Raw genomic sequence first — 18,608 nt, forward strand, 5'->3', positions numbered from 1 at the left:
GAAAACGGGAGGTGCGCCATGGCCGGATGTGTTTTGGCAATAGACCAGGGCACGACGTCGAGCCGGGCAATTGTCTTCGGCGACGATTTCCATCCAATCAGTGTGGGGCAGCAGGAGTTTCCGCAACACTTCCCGAAGTCGGGTTGGGTGGAGCATTCGCCGGCCGATATCTGGACGAGTACGCTGCGCGTGTGCCGGGAGGCGCTGGAAAAGGCACCGTCCGGTGGCGCGGATGTCGCCGCGATCGGGATCACCAACCAGCGGGAAACCACCCTTGTCTGGGACCACTCCACGGGCGAACCGGTCTACAACGCCATTGTCTGGCAGGACCGGCGTACGGCGGATTTCTGCGCGAAATTGCGCTCGGAAGGCCGCGAAGGAGTTTTTTCCGCCAAGACGGGCCTGTTGCTGGACCCCTATTTTTCCGGAACCAAGATCGCCTGGATCCTCGACAATGTGGACGGTGTGCGCGAGCGTGCGGAACGCGGTGAGCTTGCCTTCGGCACCGTCGACACATGGCTGATCTGGCAACTCACGGGCGGCAAGGTACACGCTACCGATGCCACCAACGCTTCCCGGACACTGATCTACAACATTCACGAAAACAAGTGGGATGAAGAGCTGTGCAAGCTTCTCAACATCCCGCAGAACCTGCTGCCCGAGGTCAAGGACAGTGCGGATGATTTCGGCGTCACCGATACGGAATTGTTCGGCCGGGCAATACCGATCCTCGGTGTTGCCGGCGACCAGCAGGCCGCGACGGTCGGGCAGGCATGCTTCAAGCCGGGAATGGTCAAGTCCACCTACGGCACGGGTTGCTTTGCACTGATGAACACCGGGTCCAAACCGGTCCGGTCCAACAACCGCATGCTGACGACTATCGCCTACAGGCTGAACGGCGAAACCACATATGCGCTCGAAGGGTCGATCTTCGTTGCCGGTGCTGCCGTCCAGTGGCTGCGCGACGGTCTGGGGCTCATCGAAAGTGCCGGCGACACGCAGTCGCTTGCCGAACAGGCTGATCCCAACCAGGACGTCTACCTTGTTCCTGCCTTCGTTGGTCTTGGCGCTCCCTATTGGGACGCGGAAGCCCGGGGCGCGCTGTTCGGTCTGACGCGAAACACGGGTCCGAAGGAAATTGCCCGTGCGGTGCTGCAAAGCGTCGGTTACCAGACCAGCGACCTGGTTGAAGCCATGCGGTCAGACTGGCCGGAGGCCGAACAACCGGTGCTCCGTGTCGATGGTGGCATGACGGCATCCGACTGGACGATGCAGTTTCTGGCCGACATTCTGGGCGCGCCGGTCGACCGGCCGACTGTCCCGGAAACGACAGCGCTCGGGGCAGCGTGGCTCGCCGGATCGAAGGCAGGTGTCTGGCCTGGCGCCGAGGCATTTTCGGCAGAATGGAAGCTGGAAAAGCGTTTCGAGCCGCGTTTACAGGAAAGTGAGCGGGCCAGATTGCTTGCCGGATGGCAGGACGCTGTCAAACGAACCCGTTCTACGCAGGATTGAGAAATTCAGGGGCTCCCGTTGTTGCGGGAGCCTTTTGTTTTCAGGCGGTTAGATGAAGCTTGAAAAACGCTGCCGTTGCGGTATTTGTTTCTCGTGAGTTAACGTTGCCGCATTAAAAATTTACGGCAGCAACTCTTACCTAGCAAAAAAATTTCAAAAACATCCTCAAATTAGAAATATGTTGGCAGTTGATTTTCTGCCAAAAAAACGCCTTAGTTTGCGCTGGCTTGGGCTTAACTCCTTTGCGCGATTCAACGATGCAAGGCCCTTGCTCTTCATCAAGGGGAGAACAGTTTGATGAATTTCCAAAAAACCTTGAAGGCATCCCTTCTTGGCGTAAGCCTTGCTGTGATTGCAGCGACCGGCGCTTCTGCAAAAAACCTGGTTTATTGCTCTGAAGGTTCGCCTGAAGGCTTTGATGCTGCACTTTACACCGCAGGCACGACGTTCGACGCTTCCTCCAAGCCGATCTACAACCGGCTTGTCGAGTTCAAGCGCGGCACGACCGAAGTGCTGCCGGGCCTGGCTGAAAGCTGGGAAGTTTCCGAAGACGGTCTGGAATACACCTTCAAGCTGCGTCAGGGTGTGAAGTTCCACACCACCAGCTTCTTCACGCCGACCCGTGAATTCAATGCAGACGACGTGATCTTCACCTTCGAGCGTCAGCTGAAGAAGGATCATCCGTGGCACGAATACACCGCCGGTACCGCGTGGGAATATTTCGACGGCATGTCCATGCCGGACCTGATCAAGGAAATCGTCAGGGTTGACGACTACACGGTCAAGTTCGTCCTGAACCGTCCGGAAGCACCGATGATCGCCAACCTGGCGATGGACTTCGCTTCCGTCGTGTCCGCCGAATACGCAGCCCAGCTTGAAGCAGCCGGTTCCAAGGAACAGCTGAACCAGCAGCCGGTCGGCACCGGTCCGTTCTCCTTCGTGGGTTACCAAAAGGACGCCGTGATCCGTTATGCGGCAAACCCGGACTACTGGGGTGGCAAGCAGCCGGTCGACAACCTGATCTTCGCGATCACTCCGGATGCAGCCGTGCGTCTTCAGAAGCTGAAGGCCGGTGAATGTCACGTCATGCCGTACCCGGCACCGGCCGACATCGCCGACATCAAGGCTGACGGCAACCTGACCCTGATGGAACAGCAGGGCCTGAACGTCGGTTACCTCGCTTACAACACCAAGCAGGCACCGTTCGACAAGCCGGAAGTCCGCAAGGCGCTGAATCACGCGATCAACAAGCAGGCGATCCTCGACGCAGTTTTCCAGGGCTCCGGCCAGGCTGCCAAGAACCCGATCCCGCCGACCATGTGGTCCTACAACGACGCCGTTGAAGACGACGACTACAATCCGGAACTGGCCAAGGAAATGCTGGCAGCAGCTGGTGTATCCGATCTTTCCATGAAGATCTGGGCAATGCCGGTACAGCGTCCGTACAACCCGAACGCTCGTCGTATGGCTGAAGTCATGCAGGCCGACTTCGCGAACGTCGGCGTGAACGTCGAGATCGTTTCCTACGAATGGGGTGAATACCTGTCCCGTTCCAAGGACGAGAACCGCGACGGTGCCGTGCTTCTCGGCTGGACCGGTGACAACGGCGACCCGGACAACTTCCTGGCCGTTCTGCTCGGCTGTGACGGTGTCGGCGGCTCCAACCGCGCCCAGTGGTGCAACGAAGAGTTCGACGCGCTGATCAAGAAGGCAAAGACCGTGACCAGCAAGGAAGAGCGCACCAAGCTCTACGAAGAGGCACAGGTCGTGTTCAAGGAGCAGGCTCCATGGGCAACCATCGCGCACTCCGTGGTCTTCATGCCGATGTCCTCCAAGGTCTCTGGCTACGTCATGGACCCGCTCGGCGGCCACTGGTTTGACGGCGTGGACATTGCGGAGTAAATCCGCCTAACTCGAAGAGGGCGCTGGCAGCAATGCCGGCGCCTTCGGACATTCTGGCCGGCGGATGCTTTCCTGACATCAGGTCGTTTCCGCTGGCTCTTCGTATCTGGAACCTGACATGCTTCGCTTTCTTCTAGGTCGTCTCGGCCTGTTGATACCGACATTCTTCGGCGTCACCCTCGTCGCCTTCTCGTTTATCCGCATGCTGCCCGGCGATCCTGCCGAATTGCTCGCAGGCGAGCGCGGTATATCTGATGAGCGGAGGGCTCAGGTCCTTGGCCAGCTTGGCTTCGACAAACCGCTCTGGCAACAGTACCTCGACTACATCGCAGGTATCTTCCAGGGGGATCTGGGCACGTCCTTCGTGTCGAAGAAGCCGGTGCTGGATGAATTTCTGACACTGTTTCCGGCGACTGCCGAACTCGCTCTCTGCGCCATCATCATTGCCGTCTGCCTTGGCATTCCCGCCGGCATCTTCGCGGCCGTCAAGCGCGGATCGGTTGCCGATCAGGCAATCATGGGAACGGCGCTGGTCGGCTACTCGATGCCGATCTTCTGGTGGGGTCTGCTGCTGATCATCCTGTTTTCGGGAACCCTCGGCTGGACACCGGTCTCCGGGCGCATCTCGCTGATGTTCTTCTTCCCGCAGGTCACCGGCTTCATGTTGATCGACAGTCTGCTGTCCGGCGAGAAGGGCGCTTTCCTCTCCGCCGTCCGGCACCTGATCCTGCCGTCCATCGTTCTGGCGACCATTCCGATGGCGGTGATCGCACGCCAGACACGATCCGCCATGCTGGAAGTTTTGGGCGAGGACTACGTGCGCACGGCACGTGCGAAAGGCCTGCCGCCCCGCGCGGTGATCGGTCTGCATGCGCTGCGCAATGCCCTTATCCCGGTGGTGACCACCATCGGCCTGCAGGTCGGCGTGCTTCTTGCCGGCGCGATCCTGACTGAGACTATCTTCTCCTGGCCAGGCATCGGCAAATGGCTCGTCGACAGCATCTCGCGCCGCGACTACTTCGTGGTCCAGGGGGGGCTGCTGCTGATTGCCGGGATCATCATGATGGTCAACCTGATCGTGGACGTGCTCTACGGCCTGATCAATCCGCGTATTCGCCACAACTGAGCCGGGGACAAGGAAAATGACAAATACCTCGCCGGCTGCGAAAGCCGATCAGACCAAACTCCAGGCAGAAAGCCGCAACGCTACCAAGGCGCAGCTTGTGGAGTTCTGGTACTACTTCTCACAGAACAAGGGTGCCGTTGTCGGCCTCGTGGTGTTCGCGTTGCTGGTCCTCATGGCCATCTTCGCACCGCTGGTCGCGCCGCATAGCCCCGACTTCCAGTATCGCGACAGTTTCCTCGTGCCTCCGGTCTGGGAGGAGGGCGGCAAGGCCGCGTTCCTGCTGGGAACGGATGCCGTTGGCCGTGATATTCTTTCGCGCCTCATCTTCGGCGCGCGCTTCTCGCTGTTCATCGGTGTTGTCGTCGTTACCATCGCCCTTGTCGGCGGTGTCGTGATCGGCCTTGTCGCCGGTTACATGCGCGGCATGACCGACACGCTGATCATGCGTGTGATGGACATCATCCTGGCATTCCCCTCGCTTCTGCTGGCCCTCGTGCTGGTGGCTATCCTGGGGCCCGGGCTGATCAACGCCATGATCGCAATTGCCATCGTGCTGCAGCCGCATTTCGTGCGTCTGACCCGCGCGGCCGTCCTGTCCGAACGCACACGGGACTATGTCGTCGCGGCGAAGGTGGCAGGTGCCGGGCACATGCGGCTGATGTTCAAGACGATCCTGCCGAACTGTCTGGCGCCACTGATCGTTCAGGCGACGCTGTCGTTCTCCAACGCGATCCTGGATGCGGCTGCCCTCGGCTTTCTGGGTATGGGGGCACAGCCGCCAACACCGGAATGGGGCACCATGCTTGCCGAAGCGCGCGAATTCATCCTGCGCGCCTGGTGGGTGGTAACCTTCCCGGGTCTGGCGATCCTGATCACCGTTCTTGCCATCAACCTGGTCGGTGACGGTCTGCGCGATGCGCTCGACCCGAAACTGAAGAGGAGCTAAGCCATGTCTCTTCTTGAAATCAGAAACCTGAAAGTCGAGTTCGACACCGCCAAGGGCCCGTTCAAGGCGCTTGACGGTGTTGACTATGCGGTCGATGCGGGAGAGGTCCTGGCGATCGTCGGCGAATCCGGGTCTGGAAAATCCGTCGCCATGCTGGCGACCATGGGCCTGCTGCCGAACACGGCAACGATCACCGCCGACAAGATGGAATTCGAGGGTCTCGACCTGCGCACCCTGTCGGCCAAGGAACGGCGCCGGGTTATCGGGAAAGACATCTCGATGATCTTCCAGGAGCCGATTGCCAGTCTCAACCCGTGTTTCACGGTTGGCTTCCAGCTCAGTGAAACATTGAAGACCCACATGGGATTGAAGGGACGTCAGGCCCGGGACCGGGTGGTCGAGATCCTGACTTCCGTCGGTATTCCGAACCCAGCCGAACGCCTGTCCGCATTTCCGCATCAGATGTCCGGCGGCCAGTGCCAGCGTGTGATGATCGCCATGGCAATTGCCTGTGCGCCGAAACTGCTGATCGCCGATGAGCCGACGACTGCCCTTGACGTGACGATCCAGAAACAGATCCTGGATCTCCTGGTCAAGCTGCAGCAGGACAGCGGCATGGGCCTGATCATGATTACCCATGACATGGGCGTGGTGGCCGAAACGGCCGATCGTGTCATCGTGCAGTACAAGGGCCGCAAGATGGAGGAGGCCGACGTGCTGTCCCTCTTCGAAAACCCCAAGAACCCGTATACGAAGGCATTGCTTTCAGCACTGCCGGAAAATGCCACGGGCGACCGCTTGCCGACGGTGAGCGACTTTGCCGAAGCGGGAGGTTTCTGAGATGGCTGACGATGTGATCCTCAAGGTCCGCGATCTTTACCGGACCTATGACATCAAGGGCGGCATGTTCAAGAAGGCGTCGACCCTGACCGCCGTCAAGGGCGTGAACCTGGATGTGGAACGCGGCACCACCCTTGCCGTGGTCGGCGAAAGTGGCTGTGGCAAGTCGACCCTTGCGCGCATGCTCACCATGATCGACGCGCAGTCTTCCGGCCTTATCGAGATCGATGGCCTGCCGATCGATATCTCCAAGACCGGTATTTCCCGCGAAATGCGCCAGAAGGTGCAGATCGTTTTCCAGAACCCCTATGGCTCGCTGAACCCGCGCCAGAAGATCGGCCATGTTCTGGAAGAGCCGCTTCTCCTGAACACCGACATGCCGTCGGCAGAGCGCCGTGACCTGGCGCTGCAGATGCTGGAGAAGGTCGGGTTGCAGCCGGAGCATTACGGCCGTTATCCGCACATGTTCTCCGGTGGCCAGCGCCAGCGCATCGCGATTGCGCGGGCGATCATGATGAAGCCGAAGCTGCTGGTGCTCGACGAGCCGGTCTCCGCGCTTGACCTGTCGGTCCAGGCGCAGATTCTGAACTTGCTTGCGGATCTGCAGGAGGAGATGGGCCTCACCTATGTGTTCATCTCTCACGACCTGTCGGTGGTGCGCTACATCGCAGACAAGGTGATGGTGATGTATTTCGGTGAAGTGGTGGAATACGGCACGCGGGACGAGGTTTTCGAGAACCCGCAGCACGATTACACCAAGACACTGTTCGCCGCGACGCCGAATGCGGATGTGGAAAGCATCAGGAAACGACTGGCTGCAAAGGCTGCCTGAACCGGCAGTTCTGTCAGACGCTGAAAACAAGACCCTCGCTCATTCCGGAGCGGGGGTCTTTTGCTTTCGGTCACGGAGGGACCGGGATTGACCTGCGTTCCAATTCCGGCCCGGTCGCAGCTTCGGTTCGCAACTTCTCGCAATGCAGCAATTTTTGGGTTGCATAGTTCCATATTTCGAGTATTCTCGAAATATGGAAAAAGAAGACGCCCTGAATGCATTGGCAGCTCTTGGTCAGGAAACCCGCCTCGACGTCTTTCGCCTGTTGGTGAAGGCCGGAAAAGAAGGCATGACCGCCGGTGCCATCTCAGATGCACTCGATGTGCGTCCGAATACCCTGTCGACCCACCTGGGCGCCTTGTCCCGTTCCGGCCTTGTGCACGCCGAACGGGACGGGCGCTCGATTTGTTATCGGGCGAGCCTGGAAGCGATGCAGGGCCTCGTGACCTACCTGTTGCAGGATTGCTGTGGCGGCAACCCGGAACTCTGCGCACCGATCGCATCGCTTGTGGCCGGTGGCGGCTGTGAACCAGGCGGGAAGTGCTGACATTCGGGAAACAGATATGCCTGGATGCCGGAAGGTTCCTTTCGGCAGCAAGACAAGCTGCGTGACCGGTTCTGAGCGAATTGATGTTGAGACACCTCGGGCAGGTTTTCCACGCTGCTCCCTGGTTTGCTGAAATGCCGATGTGAGAGAGAGTTGGAATGACACAGGAAACGTCACCCATGGGGCTCTTCGAGCGCTTCTTGTCGCTCTGGGTTGCCTTGTGCATTGCCGCCGGGGTCGGGCTCGGCGCCCTCTTTCCCGGGGTCTTCGAGGCGATCGCCTCTCTGGAATATGCCAGCGTCAATCTGGTTGTGGCCGTACTCATCTGGGTGATGATCTACCCGATGATGGTCAACGTCGATTTTGCCTCGCTGAAGGATGTCGGCCGCAAGCCCAAGGGGCTCTGCATCACGATCGTCGTCAACTGGCTGGTCAAGCCCTTCACGATGGCGGCACTCGGCATCCTGTTCTTCGAACACGTATTCGCGGGGCTGGTGGATCCGCAGACTGCGAAAGAGTACATCGCCGGCATGATCCTGCTCGGGGTCGCACCGTGCACGGCCATGGTCTTCGTCTGGAGCCAGCTTGTGCGCGGCGATGCCAACTACACGCTTGTCCAGGTCTCCATCAACGACATCATCATGGTGTTCGCCTTCGCACCCATCGCGGCGCTGCTGCTTGGTGTGACCGACATCGTCGTGCCGTGGCAGACCCTGCTGCTGTCGGTGATCCTTTATGTGATCATTCCGCTGGTGGCCGGCTATTTTACCCGCAAGGCGCTGGATGGATCGGGGAGCGACGAGCGCATCGCCGAGTTTACGGGAAAGGTCAAACCCTTCTCCGTCATGGGTCTTCTGGCAACCGTTGTCCTGCTGTTCGGATTTCAGGCGCAGACCATTCTGGAAAAACCGCTGGTGATCGTGTTGATTGCCGTGCCTCTGCTGATCCAGAGCTATGGCATTTTCTTCGTCGCCTACGCCTGGGGGTATCTGTGGCGAGTGCCGTTCAACACCGCTGCGCCGGCAGCGCTGATCGGGACGTCCAACTTCTTCGAACTTGCCGTGGCCGTTGCCATCAGCCTGTTCGGTCTGAACTCGGGCGCTGCCCTTGCGACGGTTGTCGGTGTTCTTGTGGAAGTGCCGGTGATGCTGTCGCTGGTCGCCTTTGCAAACCGGACACGGTCTCACTTTCCGGCGGCTGCCTAACCGGAGCCGCTGACCAGCGTCGTTGCCTGACGGCGCAGGTACAGCATCAGGTTTTCCGCGTGATCCATCGCGGCGGCCTCGTCTCCGGCAGCAACGGCGCGCATGACCTCCATGTGGCTCCAGGCTGCCGGGGTGAGATCTTCCTCACCAAAATGGCGGTACCAGAACCTGCGGCTCTGCGTCTGCAAGGGGGCCAGAGCCTTTGCTGCAAAGGGGTTGCAGGCAGCGGCCGAGACGACTTCGTCGAAGGCTTTGTCCAGGCGCAGATAATCCGCCACGTCCGGCTTCGCAGCCGCCTCGCGCATGTCTAGCGCAATCGCTTCAAGGGTTCTGCGGTCGTCCTTGCTGGCAAGCCGCGCTGCAAGCCCTGCAACGAGACGTTCCAGGGCGTGGCGGGCCTCAAGGACCTTCAGAAAATCGGACGGGTTCATTTCCGCAACGACAATGCCAAGCCGCGGCCGGATGCTCAAAAGGCCTTCCCAGGACAGCCGCTGAATGGCTTCGCGTATGGGTGTTCTGCCAAAACCCAGTCTCTGTGTAAGCGCGGCTTCCGTTACGGTTGCCCCTGGTTTCAGTTTCAGGGTCACGATTTCTTCTTCCAGCAGGCGATAGGCCTGAGTGGATCGGCTGAAATCTGCGGACATGAAAGTCTGGGCCTTTATATGTTTCAGATGTGCGAGTGATATATCAGACAATCAGCCGCTAGACGAGCCTTGCCGGTTCTGGCAGGACGGTGAACCTGAAAACAGACTGTTGGTCCGGTCGGTGGATCCTTGCGACATCCGCATGGTTTCGCCAACCAGATCGTTGATCGCGAACGAGAAAAGACACGCCGAATGAGCAAGGGACATGTCCATGTGATTGGTGCGGGCATCGTCGGGCTGGCGACTGCTGCCAGCCTGGTGCAACGCGGTTACGGCGTGACGGTGCTGGACCGCGAAGGCCCTGCGGCAGGCGCAAGCCAGGGCAACGCGGCTGCCATCGCCTGGACAGACGTTGCGCCTCTTGCTTCGCCTGGTCTTTGGAAACAGGCCTTCAAATGGATGCTGGATCCGCTGGGTCCCTTGTCGGTCCGTCCGGCCTATGCGCTCAAGATCCTGCCGTGGATGCTGCGTTTCATGGCGGCTTCAAACCCTGCAAAGGTGGCGCAGAGCACGAAGGCACTGGCGGACCTGAACGGAGGCGCTCTTCCGGCGTGGGAAGCGCTCTGGCGGACAACGGGAACCCACAACCAGGTGCGCCGCGACGGCTGCCTGGAACTGTTCGATACGGTACAGTCGCTTGAAGCCTCGCGCGCGGGCTGGGCCGAGCAGCGCGACTACGGCATCAAGGTTGAGGAGCTGGATGCATCAGCGATCCGGGATCTGGAACCGGATCTTTCTTCCCGTGTCGTCGGCGGGGCACTCGTGCCGGACTGGGTGCAGGTGGATGAGCCCAAGGTCCTTTGCCTTTCGGTTGCCGAGTGGCTGTCATCTCAGGGTGTCAAATTCGAGGTTGGTGAGGTCAGCCGCTTGCAGCCCAATGACAAGGGCTGTGACGTGATCCTGAAAGATGGCAGCACGATCGCGGCCGAGCGACTTGTCATTGCCTGCGGGGCATGGTCGAAGGCCCTTGCCGCGCAGCTGGGAGATCAGATCCCGCTGGATACGGAGCGCGGTTACAACATCACCATCCCGAACCCCGGCGTTAACGTGAACCGCATGATCATGCTGTCCGGTCACGGGTTCGTCCTGTCGCGTCTGTCCAGCGGCTTGCGCGTGGGCGGGGCAGTGGAATTCGGCGGTCTCGACCTGCCGCCGAACTGGCGCCGCGTGGACGCAATGCTGGCCAAGGCAAAGCTGTTTTTCCCGGAGCTCAAGTCGGAAGGCGGCAAACGCTGGATGGGGTTCCGCCCGTCGATTCCGGACAGCCTGCCGGTCATCTCGCCGGCAACACGGCATGGCAGCATCTTTTATGCCTTTGGCCACGCCCATCACGGTCTGACGCAGTCTGCCGTCACGGGGCAGATGATTGCGGACATGATCGAGGGTGTGCAGCCTGATATCGATCCAGCGCCCTTTGCGGCAAGCCGGTTCTGAGCCAATGTCAGTTGCGGCGGCCACAGGCCGCCGCTTTTCTGTCAGGGCTTCATCGTCATTTTAATGCTGATGTGCTGTGCCTGCTCGTGAAAGTATTCTTCGGTCGGCACAAAGCCATAGGCGGTGTAAAAACGCCGGCCGCGAGCATTCTCCTTGAAGACTTCAACGGTGAGCGGCCCCTTCTGTTTGACCGCGTGATCCACAAGGGCCCTTCCGAGGCCACGTCCATGATATTGCGGGTCCAGAAACAAGCCGCCGATGTAGTTGTCCAGCAGCGAGATGAAACCGACGGCAACACCATTGATCTCCGTGACGTAGGTTTCCGCCTTTGGCAGATAGATGTCGCGGATGGCAATGGCGGCCATGTCGTGGAAGTCGTCGCTCAGAAACGGGTGGGCGAATTCACTGGCCTTGCGCCAGATATGGATGATCCGTTCAGCGTCCTGGCTGACATAGGGTCTGATCATTTGGATAACATTGTCCTCGTCCGATCATGAGGTCACGACCGGGTGGTGTCTCTCTTCAGGTTTGGCAAACGCAGTCCGGAGCAGCCGGAGGCGATTTGCGGATGGGCACCGATGGGTGCCCGAGAGGTCAGGACATAAAATCTCCGAAGTGTACTGAGAGGCCCATACCACACCCTGTTGCCGGAGGAAAAGACACATGCTTCTCGAAGCTGACATCGGCTGTCTCAGATCGACTGCATCGGCGAGCGGCGTTTTTCCCGGTAGAGCTTGTCCAGCCGCAAGGTCACGATGGCAAACACCACCCAGCTGGTATGAAAGACAAGACCTGCAAGCATGACGGTCCATCCGGGGATCGGCCCTATCGCCGCCCGTTGGAACACGTCGGCAAGGCTGGTCAGTGGGACGGGGTGTATCGCCAGCTTGCCGTAGTAGGCGACAGCCTGGATCGCCAGGATCCAGGAATAGTTGCTGCGCAAGCGCCGTCCTGCCGCCCTGACCAGCGAAATATGATAATGCGGCATCTCATAGTCGTCGGAGAGCATAGTTGCCCAGCTTCCGCGCATGGGCACTTTGCCTCCAGCGAGGATGGGCGCGTAAAAGTCCGTCTCCATCAGCCGTGCCCGGGCCCGAAACATGTTGTAGTAGCGGTAGCGGCGAGCTTCAAAGATCAGGAAAACAGTTACCAGCAGCCCCACCAGCACCATGGGCAAGGGTGAGGCTTCCTTGTTGGAGAATGTTGCGGACAGGGCGATGCCGGTGGTGACGACGGCCCAGTTGGTGGTGTTGTCGAGGCGGGTGCGCCAATGTGTGCTGCGAAACACCTCCGCGCGGTAAAGGTGGGCAAGCGCGGTGAGCGTGCCGGACTCCATGTCCTGCTTGGGCCAGTCCTGTTCCTGATCCTTCTGAGACATATTCCGTTCCTAAACGGACTTCCTTTTAAAACAGAGTAATGCAGTTTCCCGCTATTGCCAGAGGGGCAAAATTGACCATGGCGAAGCGGGGAAGGGCGCGCGCTGCCTGTCTGACAAAGTGCCGCGCAAGCAGCCGCAAAACGAAGTTCCATTTCCTGTTCGTATGACCTAAAGTTCGTCGTTGAATACAGTAATTTTCTCCGAAGACGCTGCATTTCCTCTTAGGTAACTTCAATAGAACAGGCATTTTGATGAGCAGATTTTCGCTTTTTGTCGTGCTGGCAACACTTGTTTTGCCAGCCAGTTTCGCTTCCGCCTCACCGGACGTCGATTTCCCGCAGAATGGGGCATCCTACGGCGGCAAGGTTCGCAGTGGTCCTGGTATGCAATACGGGCAAAGCGGCAGTCTCCGTCAGGGGGATGCCATTTTGATCCTGTCCGGTACCGGGGTCATGATGAATGGATACGAGTGGTTCCAGGTCAGGTATCGCAACGGACAGACGGGCTATCACTGGGGCGGGCTGTTCTGCTCGGAGCGCCCATACCCGGGGATATACGAGGTCTGCGGAGGCCGGCCTCAGGTCCAGAACCCGGTGCCGCAGCAACCTGGTGGCCAACTGTCGGCAGCTCCTGGTGTGAATGGCCAGAATGTTGGTGTCGTCCGGCATTCTGGCGGCAGTTTCACAAACGTTGGAAACGGCCAGTGGCAGGAAGCGGACGTCTACGGCACCGTGAATTTCTATTTTCAGGAATTCGGCCGAGACGACTGGTCGGTGTATCTCCACGATGCTTCAAGAAATGTGACGCTGCAGCTGGATCTGCATCGGCGTATGATCCTTTATGCGCAGGGAAATGGTCCGCGGTCCGACCTTTACCAGATCACCGATGCCTTTCCGGCGCGCAACTATCAACCGGCAGCAGCTGGCAATGTGGCGCAGCCGGCCGCCGGTGACTCAATCACAGTGCAATACACGTGCACCGAAGGATTGCCTTTGACCGCCACCTACGTGCAAAGCGGCAACGGCCACCTGATCTACACTATTGACGGTCACACGCCGAGACGGCTCGAGCAGGTCGTCTCAGGGTCAGGCGCGCGTTATACGGACGGTCAGTACACGGTTCACAGCAAGGGACGTCAGCTCTTGCTCCAGTCGCCTTCGGGGATCGATAACTGTTACGAAAATCAGTAACAGGTTGATCCAGCGGCGCTGATAACGCCGCTGGATCGGTCCGTCATTTCTTCTTGTTCATCGCTGCGGCAAGTGCCGCGGCCAAGGCGTTGTTGCCGCTGTCTCCGCCGGAGGACTTCGGTGCACCGCCACCACGGGGGCCATTTCCGCGCGGACCGTTGCCGCCGCCGGGCCCCTTTCCGCCGGGGCCTCGGCCCCCCGGACCGCTCTGGTTCTGGCCGCCCCTTTCCTGACCACCGCGCTCACGCTGGCCCTGATAATCGGCCTGGGACTTCATGGTCATGGAGATGCGCTTGCGCGGAACATCCACTTCCAGGACCGTCACCTTGACGATATCACCGGCCTTCACGACCTTGTGCGGATCATCGACGAAACGGTCCGCCAACTGGGAGACATGCACCAGCCCGTCCTGGTGGACGCCGACATCTACGAAGGCGCCGAAGTTGGTAACGTTGGTGACCGTGCCTTCCAGCTTCATGCCCGGTTTCAGGTCGGAAATTTCCTCGACGCCGTCCTGAAGGGTGGCGGTCTTGAATTCGGGGCGCGGGTCGCGGCCCGGCTTTTCCAGTTCCGACAGGATGTCCTTCACGGTTGGAAGGCCGAATTTCTCGTCAGTGAATTCTGACGGTTCGAGGCCTTTCAGCAGTGAGGCATCGCCCATGATCTGGCGCACGTCGCGGCCGCAGGCCTTCACGATCCGTTTTGCCAAGGGATAGGCTTCCGGGTGGACGGACGAGGCGTCGAGCGGTTCCTTGCCTTCGTTGATGCGTAGAAAGCCGGCGCAGAGTTCAAAAGCCTTGGCGCCGAGGCGCGGGACTTCCTTGAGCTGGGTGCGACTGTCGAAGCGGCCGATGGCTTCACGGTGTTCGACGACCGCCTTTGCCAGACTGTCCGACAGGCCGGAAATGCGCGACAGCAGGGCGGGAGAGGCGGTGTTGAGATCAACGCCGACGGCATTCACCGCGTCTTCGACAACCGCATCCAGCGCACGGGCCAGCTTGGTCTGGTTGACGTCGTGCTGGTACTGGCCGACGCCGATGGACTTCGGTTCGATCTTGACCAGTTCGGCAAGCGGGTCCTGCAGGCGGCGGGCGATCGAGGCCGCGCCGCGCAGGGAAACGTCGACATCCGGCATTTCCTTCGCCGCCAGTTCCGAGGCCGAATAGACCGAAGCACCGGCCTCGTTGACGATGACCTTTACCGGGCGCTGGGCGGCGGGGATGTCGGCAAGAACGTCGCCCGCCAGCTTGTCTGTTTCACGGCTGGCCGTGCCGTTGCCGATGGCGATCAGGCCGACCTTGTGTTTCGCGATCAAGGCGAGGAGAGCGGCACGGGAGCCGGAGACATCATTGCGCGGCTGGAACGGATAGATAGTCGCGGTTTCGACCAGCTTGCCCGTTGCGTCGACAACGGCAACCTTCACACCTGTCCGGATGCCGGGATCGAGGCCGAGTGTGGTTCTGGAGCCCGCGGGGGCTGCCAGCAGCAGATCCTTGAGGTTGCGGGCAAAAACCTGGATGGCTTCTTCTTCCGCCTTGTCACGCAGGACACCCATCAGGTCGAGTTCCAGGTGCAGGGCAAGCTTCACCTTCCAGGCGAAACGTGCAGCTTCCATAAGCCACTTGTCGCCAGGGCGGCCCCGGTCAGCGATGCCATAGGTGTCAGCAACCATCTTTACGGCGGGCAGGACAGGGGAGACGTCGTCAGCATCAACCGTCAGGTCGACAGACAGGATGCCTTCGTTGCGACCACGGAACAGCGCAAGGGCACGGTGGCTCGGGATCTTCGACCATTGTTCGGAATAGTCGAAATAGTCGGCGAATTTTGCACCTTTTTCCGCCATCCCGTCGATGAGTTTCGATTGAACGACACCACGTTCCTCGACATGGCGGCGCAGGCGGCCGACCAGCTCGGCGTTTTCGGCAAAGCGTTCCATCAGGATCTGGCGAGCACCGTCAAGCGCCGCCTTGGTGTCGGCAACGCCCTTGCCTTCATCCACGTAAGCGGCCGCTTCGGCCTCGGGGTCTCGGGTGGGATCGTCCAGAAGAGTGTCGGCCAGCGGTTCCAGGCCGGCTTCGCGGGCAATCTGCGCCTTGGTGCGACGCTTCTTCTTGAACGGCAGATAGATGTCCTCAAGCTGGGACTTTGTATCGGCTGCCTGGATGCTGGCGACAAGATCGTCGGTGAGCTTGCCCTGCTCTTCGATGGATTTGGTTATGGCGACGCGGCGGTCTTCCATTTCGCGCAGATAAATCAGCCGCTCTTCGAGCTTGCGCAGCTGGGTGTCGTCAAGCCCACCGGTGGCTTCCTTCCGGTAGCGGGCGATGAATGGCACCGTCGAACCTTCGTCCAGCATCTGGACGGCCGAATTCACCTGGCCGGCCTTGCAGCCGATTTCATCCGCGATCCTCTGTGCGATGCGCAGGGCGGTCTGGGCGGACAGGTCGGCCTTGGGAGTGGACGTGGTCGGGTCGGTCATCGATACGCTTGCCATTTACGAAGGGTACTTTCCGTCGAGAAAAATCTGAGCCGCAGACGATAAGCCCCCTCAATCGGGCGGAAAAGGGACCGATGAGCTCCGTCCACTGTGAAATACCGAAAGATTGCCGGATCGGGCGCGCCGGATTGAAACGAGCTGAGCCCAATGGCGAACCAATTTCACCGCAGGCAGTGCAGTGAAATTGTTTTGGTATGCACTTTTAGGTTGAATGGTGGGTAGTTCCTGTACGAATTGCAATAAATTGCGTATTCTACGTTGAAAACGAGCAGCTATTCTTTCAACAAGATGTCGTGGTTGGTTGGAGGTGCGCATGGTGGGCAAGAGCGCACATCCTGCCGAGGTTCAAGGTTCCCGAGCTTTAATAACCGGATCACACGGTTTGTTATGAGGAGTGCAGACCGATGGCGCGCGGACGGCCAAGAAAAATCGATACCAAAGACGCTCTTCATTCCGTGATGATCGCCTTTTGGCAGAACGGCTACACCGGCACATCCATGAGCGATCTTGCCGAAGCGTCAGGCATGGCCAAACCGGGCCTTTATGCCGCGTTCGGCGACAAGGAAGCGCTGTTCGAAAAGGCGCTTCTGCACTATTTCGAAACCTACGGCGGGCCGGTTTTTGCCAGGTTGAAACGGGCAGAAAAACACGTTGTCCAGGACTTCCGGGATTTTCTCGGTGCCGTCGCGGACCTGACACTGGACAAGGAAACGCCGGCTGGATGTTTTCTCGTCAATGCGCTTGTCGACTGCACATACGGCGCTCAGCGGCACCAGGAAGTCGTGCTGGACCTTCGGGGTGCACGGTTCAAGGCCATCAGGGATCGCCTTTTAAAGGCGGTTGCCGCGGGGGAGATGTCTGAAGATACGGACGTGGACCGGACGGCAACCTTCATCGATGGACAGTTTTCGGCAATTGCCCTGCTTGGGCGCAGTGGCAGCAGCGAGAACGACCTCAGAACCTTTATCGAGACCGGTCTCCAGGCACTTCCTGCAAGCAATGATCTGCAGGAGATTTCCGAAGCCGCGTTCAACTCGCCTATCTTACGACAGTGATCTGCTCAGCGGCGCGGGTGACTGCGGTATAAAGCCAGCGGCTCTTGTGCTCGCGGAATGCCCAGCTTTCATCGAACAGGACAACGTTGTCCCATTGCGAGCCCTGGGCCTTGTGGACGGTCAGCGCATAGCCGTAGTCGAATTCGTCCGCCTTGCGCCGGATGGCATAGGGAATGCTTTCCGCGCCATCCTCGAACATGGCCGGCAACACCTTCACCTTGACGGCGTTTCTCGAGAGCTCGTCCTCGGACACGACATCGAAGCGCAACGTGTTGCCACGTGGGGGCCGCAGGCGCTTGACCGTCCAAAGACCGCCGTTCAGAAGCCCCTTGGTCTTGTCGTTCCTGAGGCACACCAGCTTGTCGCCGACCGCTGGCATGGGAGTGGAGAAATCCTTCAACTCGCGAATGCGGGCGTTATAGAGCCTGCGCGTCTTGTTGGTGCCGACCAGCACCTGATCGGCGGCAAGGATCTGGTTCTTGTCGATGTCGCGCCGGTGGATCACCCGGCTTTCGCCGAATGTGCCGTAGTCGAGCTGGCCACCGTCGCGAATGGTCATCGACATGCGCACGATCGGATTGTCCTGCGCCTGCCGGTGAACCTCGGTCAGCATCACGTCGGGTTCTGCTTCGGTGAAAAAGCCGCCGCCCTTGACCGGAGGCAGCTGTGCCGGGTCACCCAGCACCAGAACAGGCGTGCCGAAGGACAGAAGGTCCTTGCCCAGGTCTTCGTCCACCATGGAGCATTCGTCGATGACGATCAGGCTCGCGGTCGAAGCCTGGCTGTCTCGCTTGATGGCAAACTGCGGGCCGCTGTCGTCATCATCGTCGTCAAGGTCGTCTTCTTCCTTGGCCGAACGGGGGCGGTAGATCAGCGAATGGATCGTGCCCGCGTCCTCGCAGCCTTTCTGGCGCAGCACATGCGCAGCCTTGCCGGTGAAGGCCCCAAAACAGACGTCGCCGTCGATGCCTTCCGCCAGATGCCGGGCAAGCGTTGTCTTGCCCGTGCCCGCAAAGCCGAACAGGCGGAACACCTGCCTGTCGCCGCGCTTTAGCCAGGCAGCGGCTTCTTTCAGGGCTTCATCTTGTTGCGGGGACCAGGCCACGGAATGCTCCTTCAGGATCAGAACCGGTTGCTTACCCCGAAACGGGCGATTCGACCACGGCGGAATTGGGGGCTTGAGGCCGGTATGTTCAGGCGCGCGCACCGGGCGTTCGTCCAGCGAAGCCAGACAGGAGCCGTTTCCAATCCAGACGCCAGCCTCAGACCTTGCCGTAGTTCCAACCCCAGCCGCAGCCGTAGACCCAGACTCAGCCCCAGCCCAGACCTAGCCCCAACCTCCCCCTCATCCTGAGGAGGGCCGAAGGTCTGTCTCGAAGGATGGGCAGCACACTCAGGAGCAAGTGGCCCATCCTTCGAGACGCGCACTTTCGTGCGCTCCTCAGGATGAGGGGGAGGGTTGGGGATCGCTCCTACGATTTCGGCTCAGAAGAACAGGAG

General features: G+C 59.8%; 16 protein-coding genes. 11 read left to right on the forward strand and 5 right to left on the reverse strand.

The window, feature by feature from the left end; all coding sequences use genetic code 11:
- The first annotated feature begins 18 nt into the window (after positions 1–18).
- The 8 genes from glpK (at position 19) to arsB (ending at position 8,910) form a co-directional block, all read left to right on the forward strand.
- A complete protein-coding gene (gene glpK, locus ACP90_RS05060) occupies positions 19–1,512 on the forward strand; it encodes a glycerol kinase GlpK (RefSeq protein ID WP_062487092.1) in 1,494 nt (497 codons plus the stop codon).
- A gap of 297 nt (positions 1,513–1,809) precedes the next feature.
- Entirely contained in the window at positions 1,810–3,414 is a 1,605-nt protein-coding gene (locus ACP90_RS05065) for an ABC transporter substrate-binding protein (RefSeq protein ID WP_023003397.1), read from the forward strand.
- Between the two features lie 118 nt (positions 3,415–3,532).
- On the forward strand, positions 3,533–4,540 hold the full coding sequence (locus tag ACP90_RS05070; RefSeq protein WP_023003396.1) for an ABC transporter permease subunit: 1,008 nt from the start codon (positions 3,533–3,535) through the stop codon (positions 4,538–4,540).
- Between the two features lie 16 nt (positions 4,541–4,556).
- Positions 4,557–5,486 (forward strand): ABC transporter permease subunit, encoded by a 930-nt coding sequence (locus tag ACP90_RS05075; RefSeq protein ID WP_023003395.1) that lies wholly within the window; start codon positions 4,557–4,559, stop codon positions 5,484–5,486.
- Between the two features lie 3 nt (positions 5,487–5,489).
- Positions 5,490–6,326, forward strand: coding sequence for an ABC transporter ATP-binding protein (locus ACP90_RS05080; protein ID WP_023003394.1), 837 nt, complete (start codon positions 5,490–5,492; stop codon positions 6,324–6,326).
- Between the two features lies 1 nt (position 6,327).
- Positions 6,328–7,158 carry a dipeptide ABC transporter ATP-binding protein gene (locus ACP90_RS05085; RefSeq protein WP_023003393.1) on the forward strand — a complete coding sequence of 277 codons (831 nt, stop codon included), beginning with the start codon at positions 6,328–6,330 and terminating at the stop codon, positions 7,156–7,158.
- 193 nt (positions 7,159–7,351) lie between these two features.
- Positions 7,352–7,705, forward strand: a complete 354-nt coding sequence (locus ACP90_RS05090; protein ID WP_055661220.1) for a metalloregulator ArsR/SmtB family transcription factor — start codon at positions 7,352–7,354, stop codon at positions 7,703–7,705.
- Between the two features lie 158 nt (positions 7,706–7,863).
- On the forward strand, positions 7,864–8,910 hold the full coding sequence (gene arsB, locus ACP90_RS05095) for an ACR3 family arsenite efflux transporter (protein WP_023003391.1): 1,047 nt from the start codon (positions 7,864–7,866) through the stop codon (positions 8,908–8,910).
- Here arsB and ACP90_RS05100 read toward each other — a convergent pair.
- Positions 8,907–9,554, reverse strand: coding sequence for a GntR family transcriptional regulator (locus ACP90_RS05100; RefSeq protein WP_062487095.1), 648 nt, complete (start codon positions 9,552–9,554; stop codon positions 8,907–8,909). The genes arsB and ACP90_RS05100 overlap by 4 nt on opposite strands.
- A 192-nt stretch (positions 9,555–9,746) precedes the next feature.
- Here ACP90_RS05100 and ACP90_RS05105 point away from each other — a divergent pair, with 192 nt between their 5' ends.
- On the forward strand, positions 9,747–10,988 hold the full coding sequence (locus tag ACP90_RS05105; RefSeq protein WP_062491373.1) for an FAD-dependent oxidoreductase: 1,242 nt from the start codon (positions 9,747–9,749) through the stop codon (positions 10,986–10,988).
- A 41-nt stretch (positions 10,989–11,029) separates the two neighbouring features.
- Here ACP90_RS05105 and ACP90_RS05110 read toward each other — a convergent pair whose 3' ends face one another.
- Entirely contained in the window at positions 11,030–11,455 is a 426-nt protein-coding gene (locus ACP90_RS05110) for a GNAT family N-acetyltransferase (RefSeq protein ID WP_062487097.1), read from the reverse strand.
- 224 nt (positions 11,456–11,679) lie between these two features.
- Positions 11,680–12,366 carry a DUF2270 domain-containing protein gene (locus ACP90_RS05115; RefSeq protein WP_023003387.1) on the reverse strand — a complete coding sequence of 229 codons (687 nt, stop codon included), beginning with the start codon at positions 12,364–12,366 and terminating at the stop codon, positions 11,680–11,682.
- 251 nt (positions 12,367–12,617) lie between these two features.
- Here ACP90_RS05115 and ACP90_RS05120 point away from each other — a divergent pair, with 251 nt between their 5' ends.
- On the forward strand, positions 12,618–13,556 hold the full coding sequence (locus ACP90_RS05120; RefSeq protein WP_062487099.1) for an MliC family protein: 939 nt from the start codon (positions 12,618–12,620) through the stop codon (positions 13,554–13,556).
- A gap of 43 nt (positions 13,557–13,599) precedes the next feature.
- Here the strand turns inward: ACP90_RS05120 and ACP90_RS05125 are convergent, their stop codons facing one another.
- Positions 13,600–16,050 carry a Tex family protein gene (locus ACP90_RS05125; RefSeq protein ID WP_062487101.1) on the reverse strand — a complete coding sequence of 817 codons (2,451 nt, stop codon included), beginning with the start codon at positions 16,048–16,050 and terminating at the stop codon, positions 13,600–13,602.
- A gap of 407 nt (positions 16,051–16,457) precedes the next feature.
- On the opposite strand from ACP90_RS05125, the gene ACP90_RS05130 reads away from it, so the two are divergent.
- A complete protein-coding gene (locus ACP90_RS05130; protein WP_062487103.1) occupies positions 16,458–17,108 on the forward strand; it encodes a TetR/AcrR family transcriptional regulator in 651 nt (216 codons plus the stop codon).
- Here ACP90_RS05130 and ACP90_RS05135 read toward each other — a convergent pair.
- Positions 17,092–18,213 (reverse strand): AAA family ATPase, encoded by a 1,122-nt coding sequence (locus tag ACP90_RS05135; protein ID WP_062491374.1) that lies wholly within the window; start codon positions 18,211–18,213, stop codon positions 17,092–17,094. The two genes, ACP90_RS05130 and ACP90_RS05135, sit on opposite strands and share 17 nt — an antisense overlap.
- Positions 18,214–18,608 lie beyond the last annotated feature (395 nt).

Source organism: Labrenzia sp. CP4 (assembly GCF_001579905.1).
Classification (GTDB): Bacteria; Pseudomonadota; Alphaproteobacteria; order Rhizobiales; family Stappiaceae; genus Roseibium; species Roseibium algicola.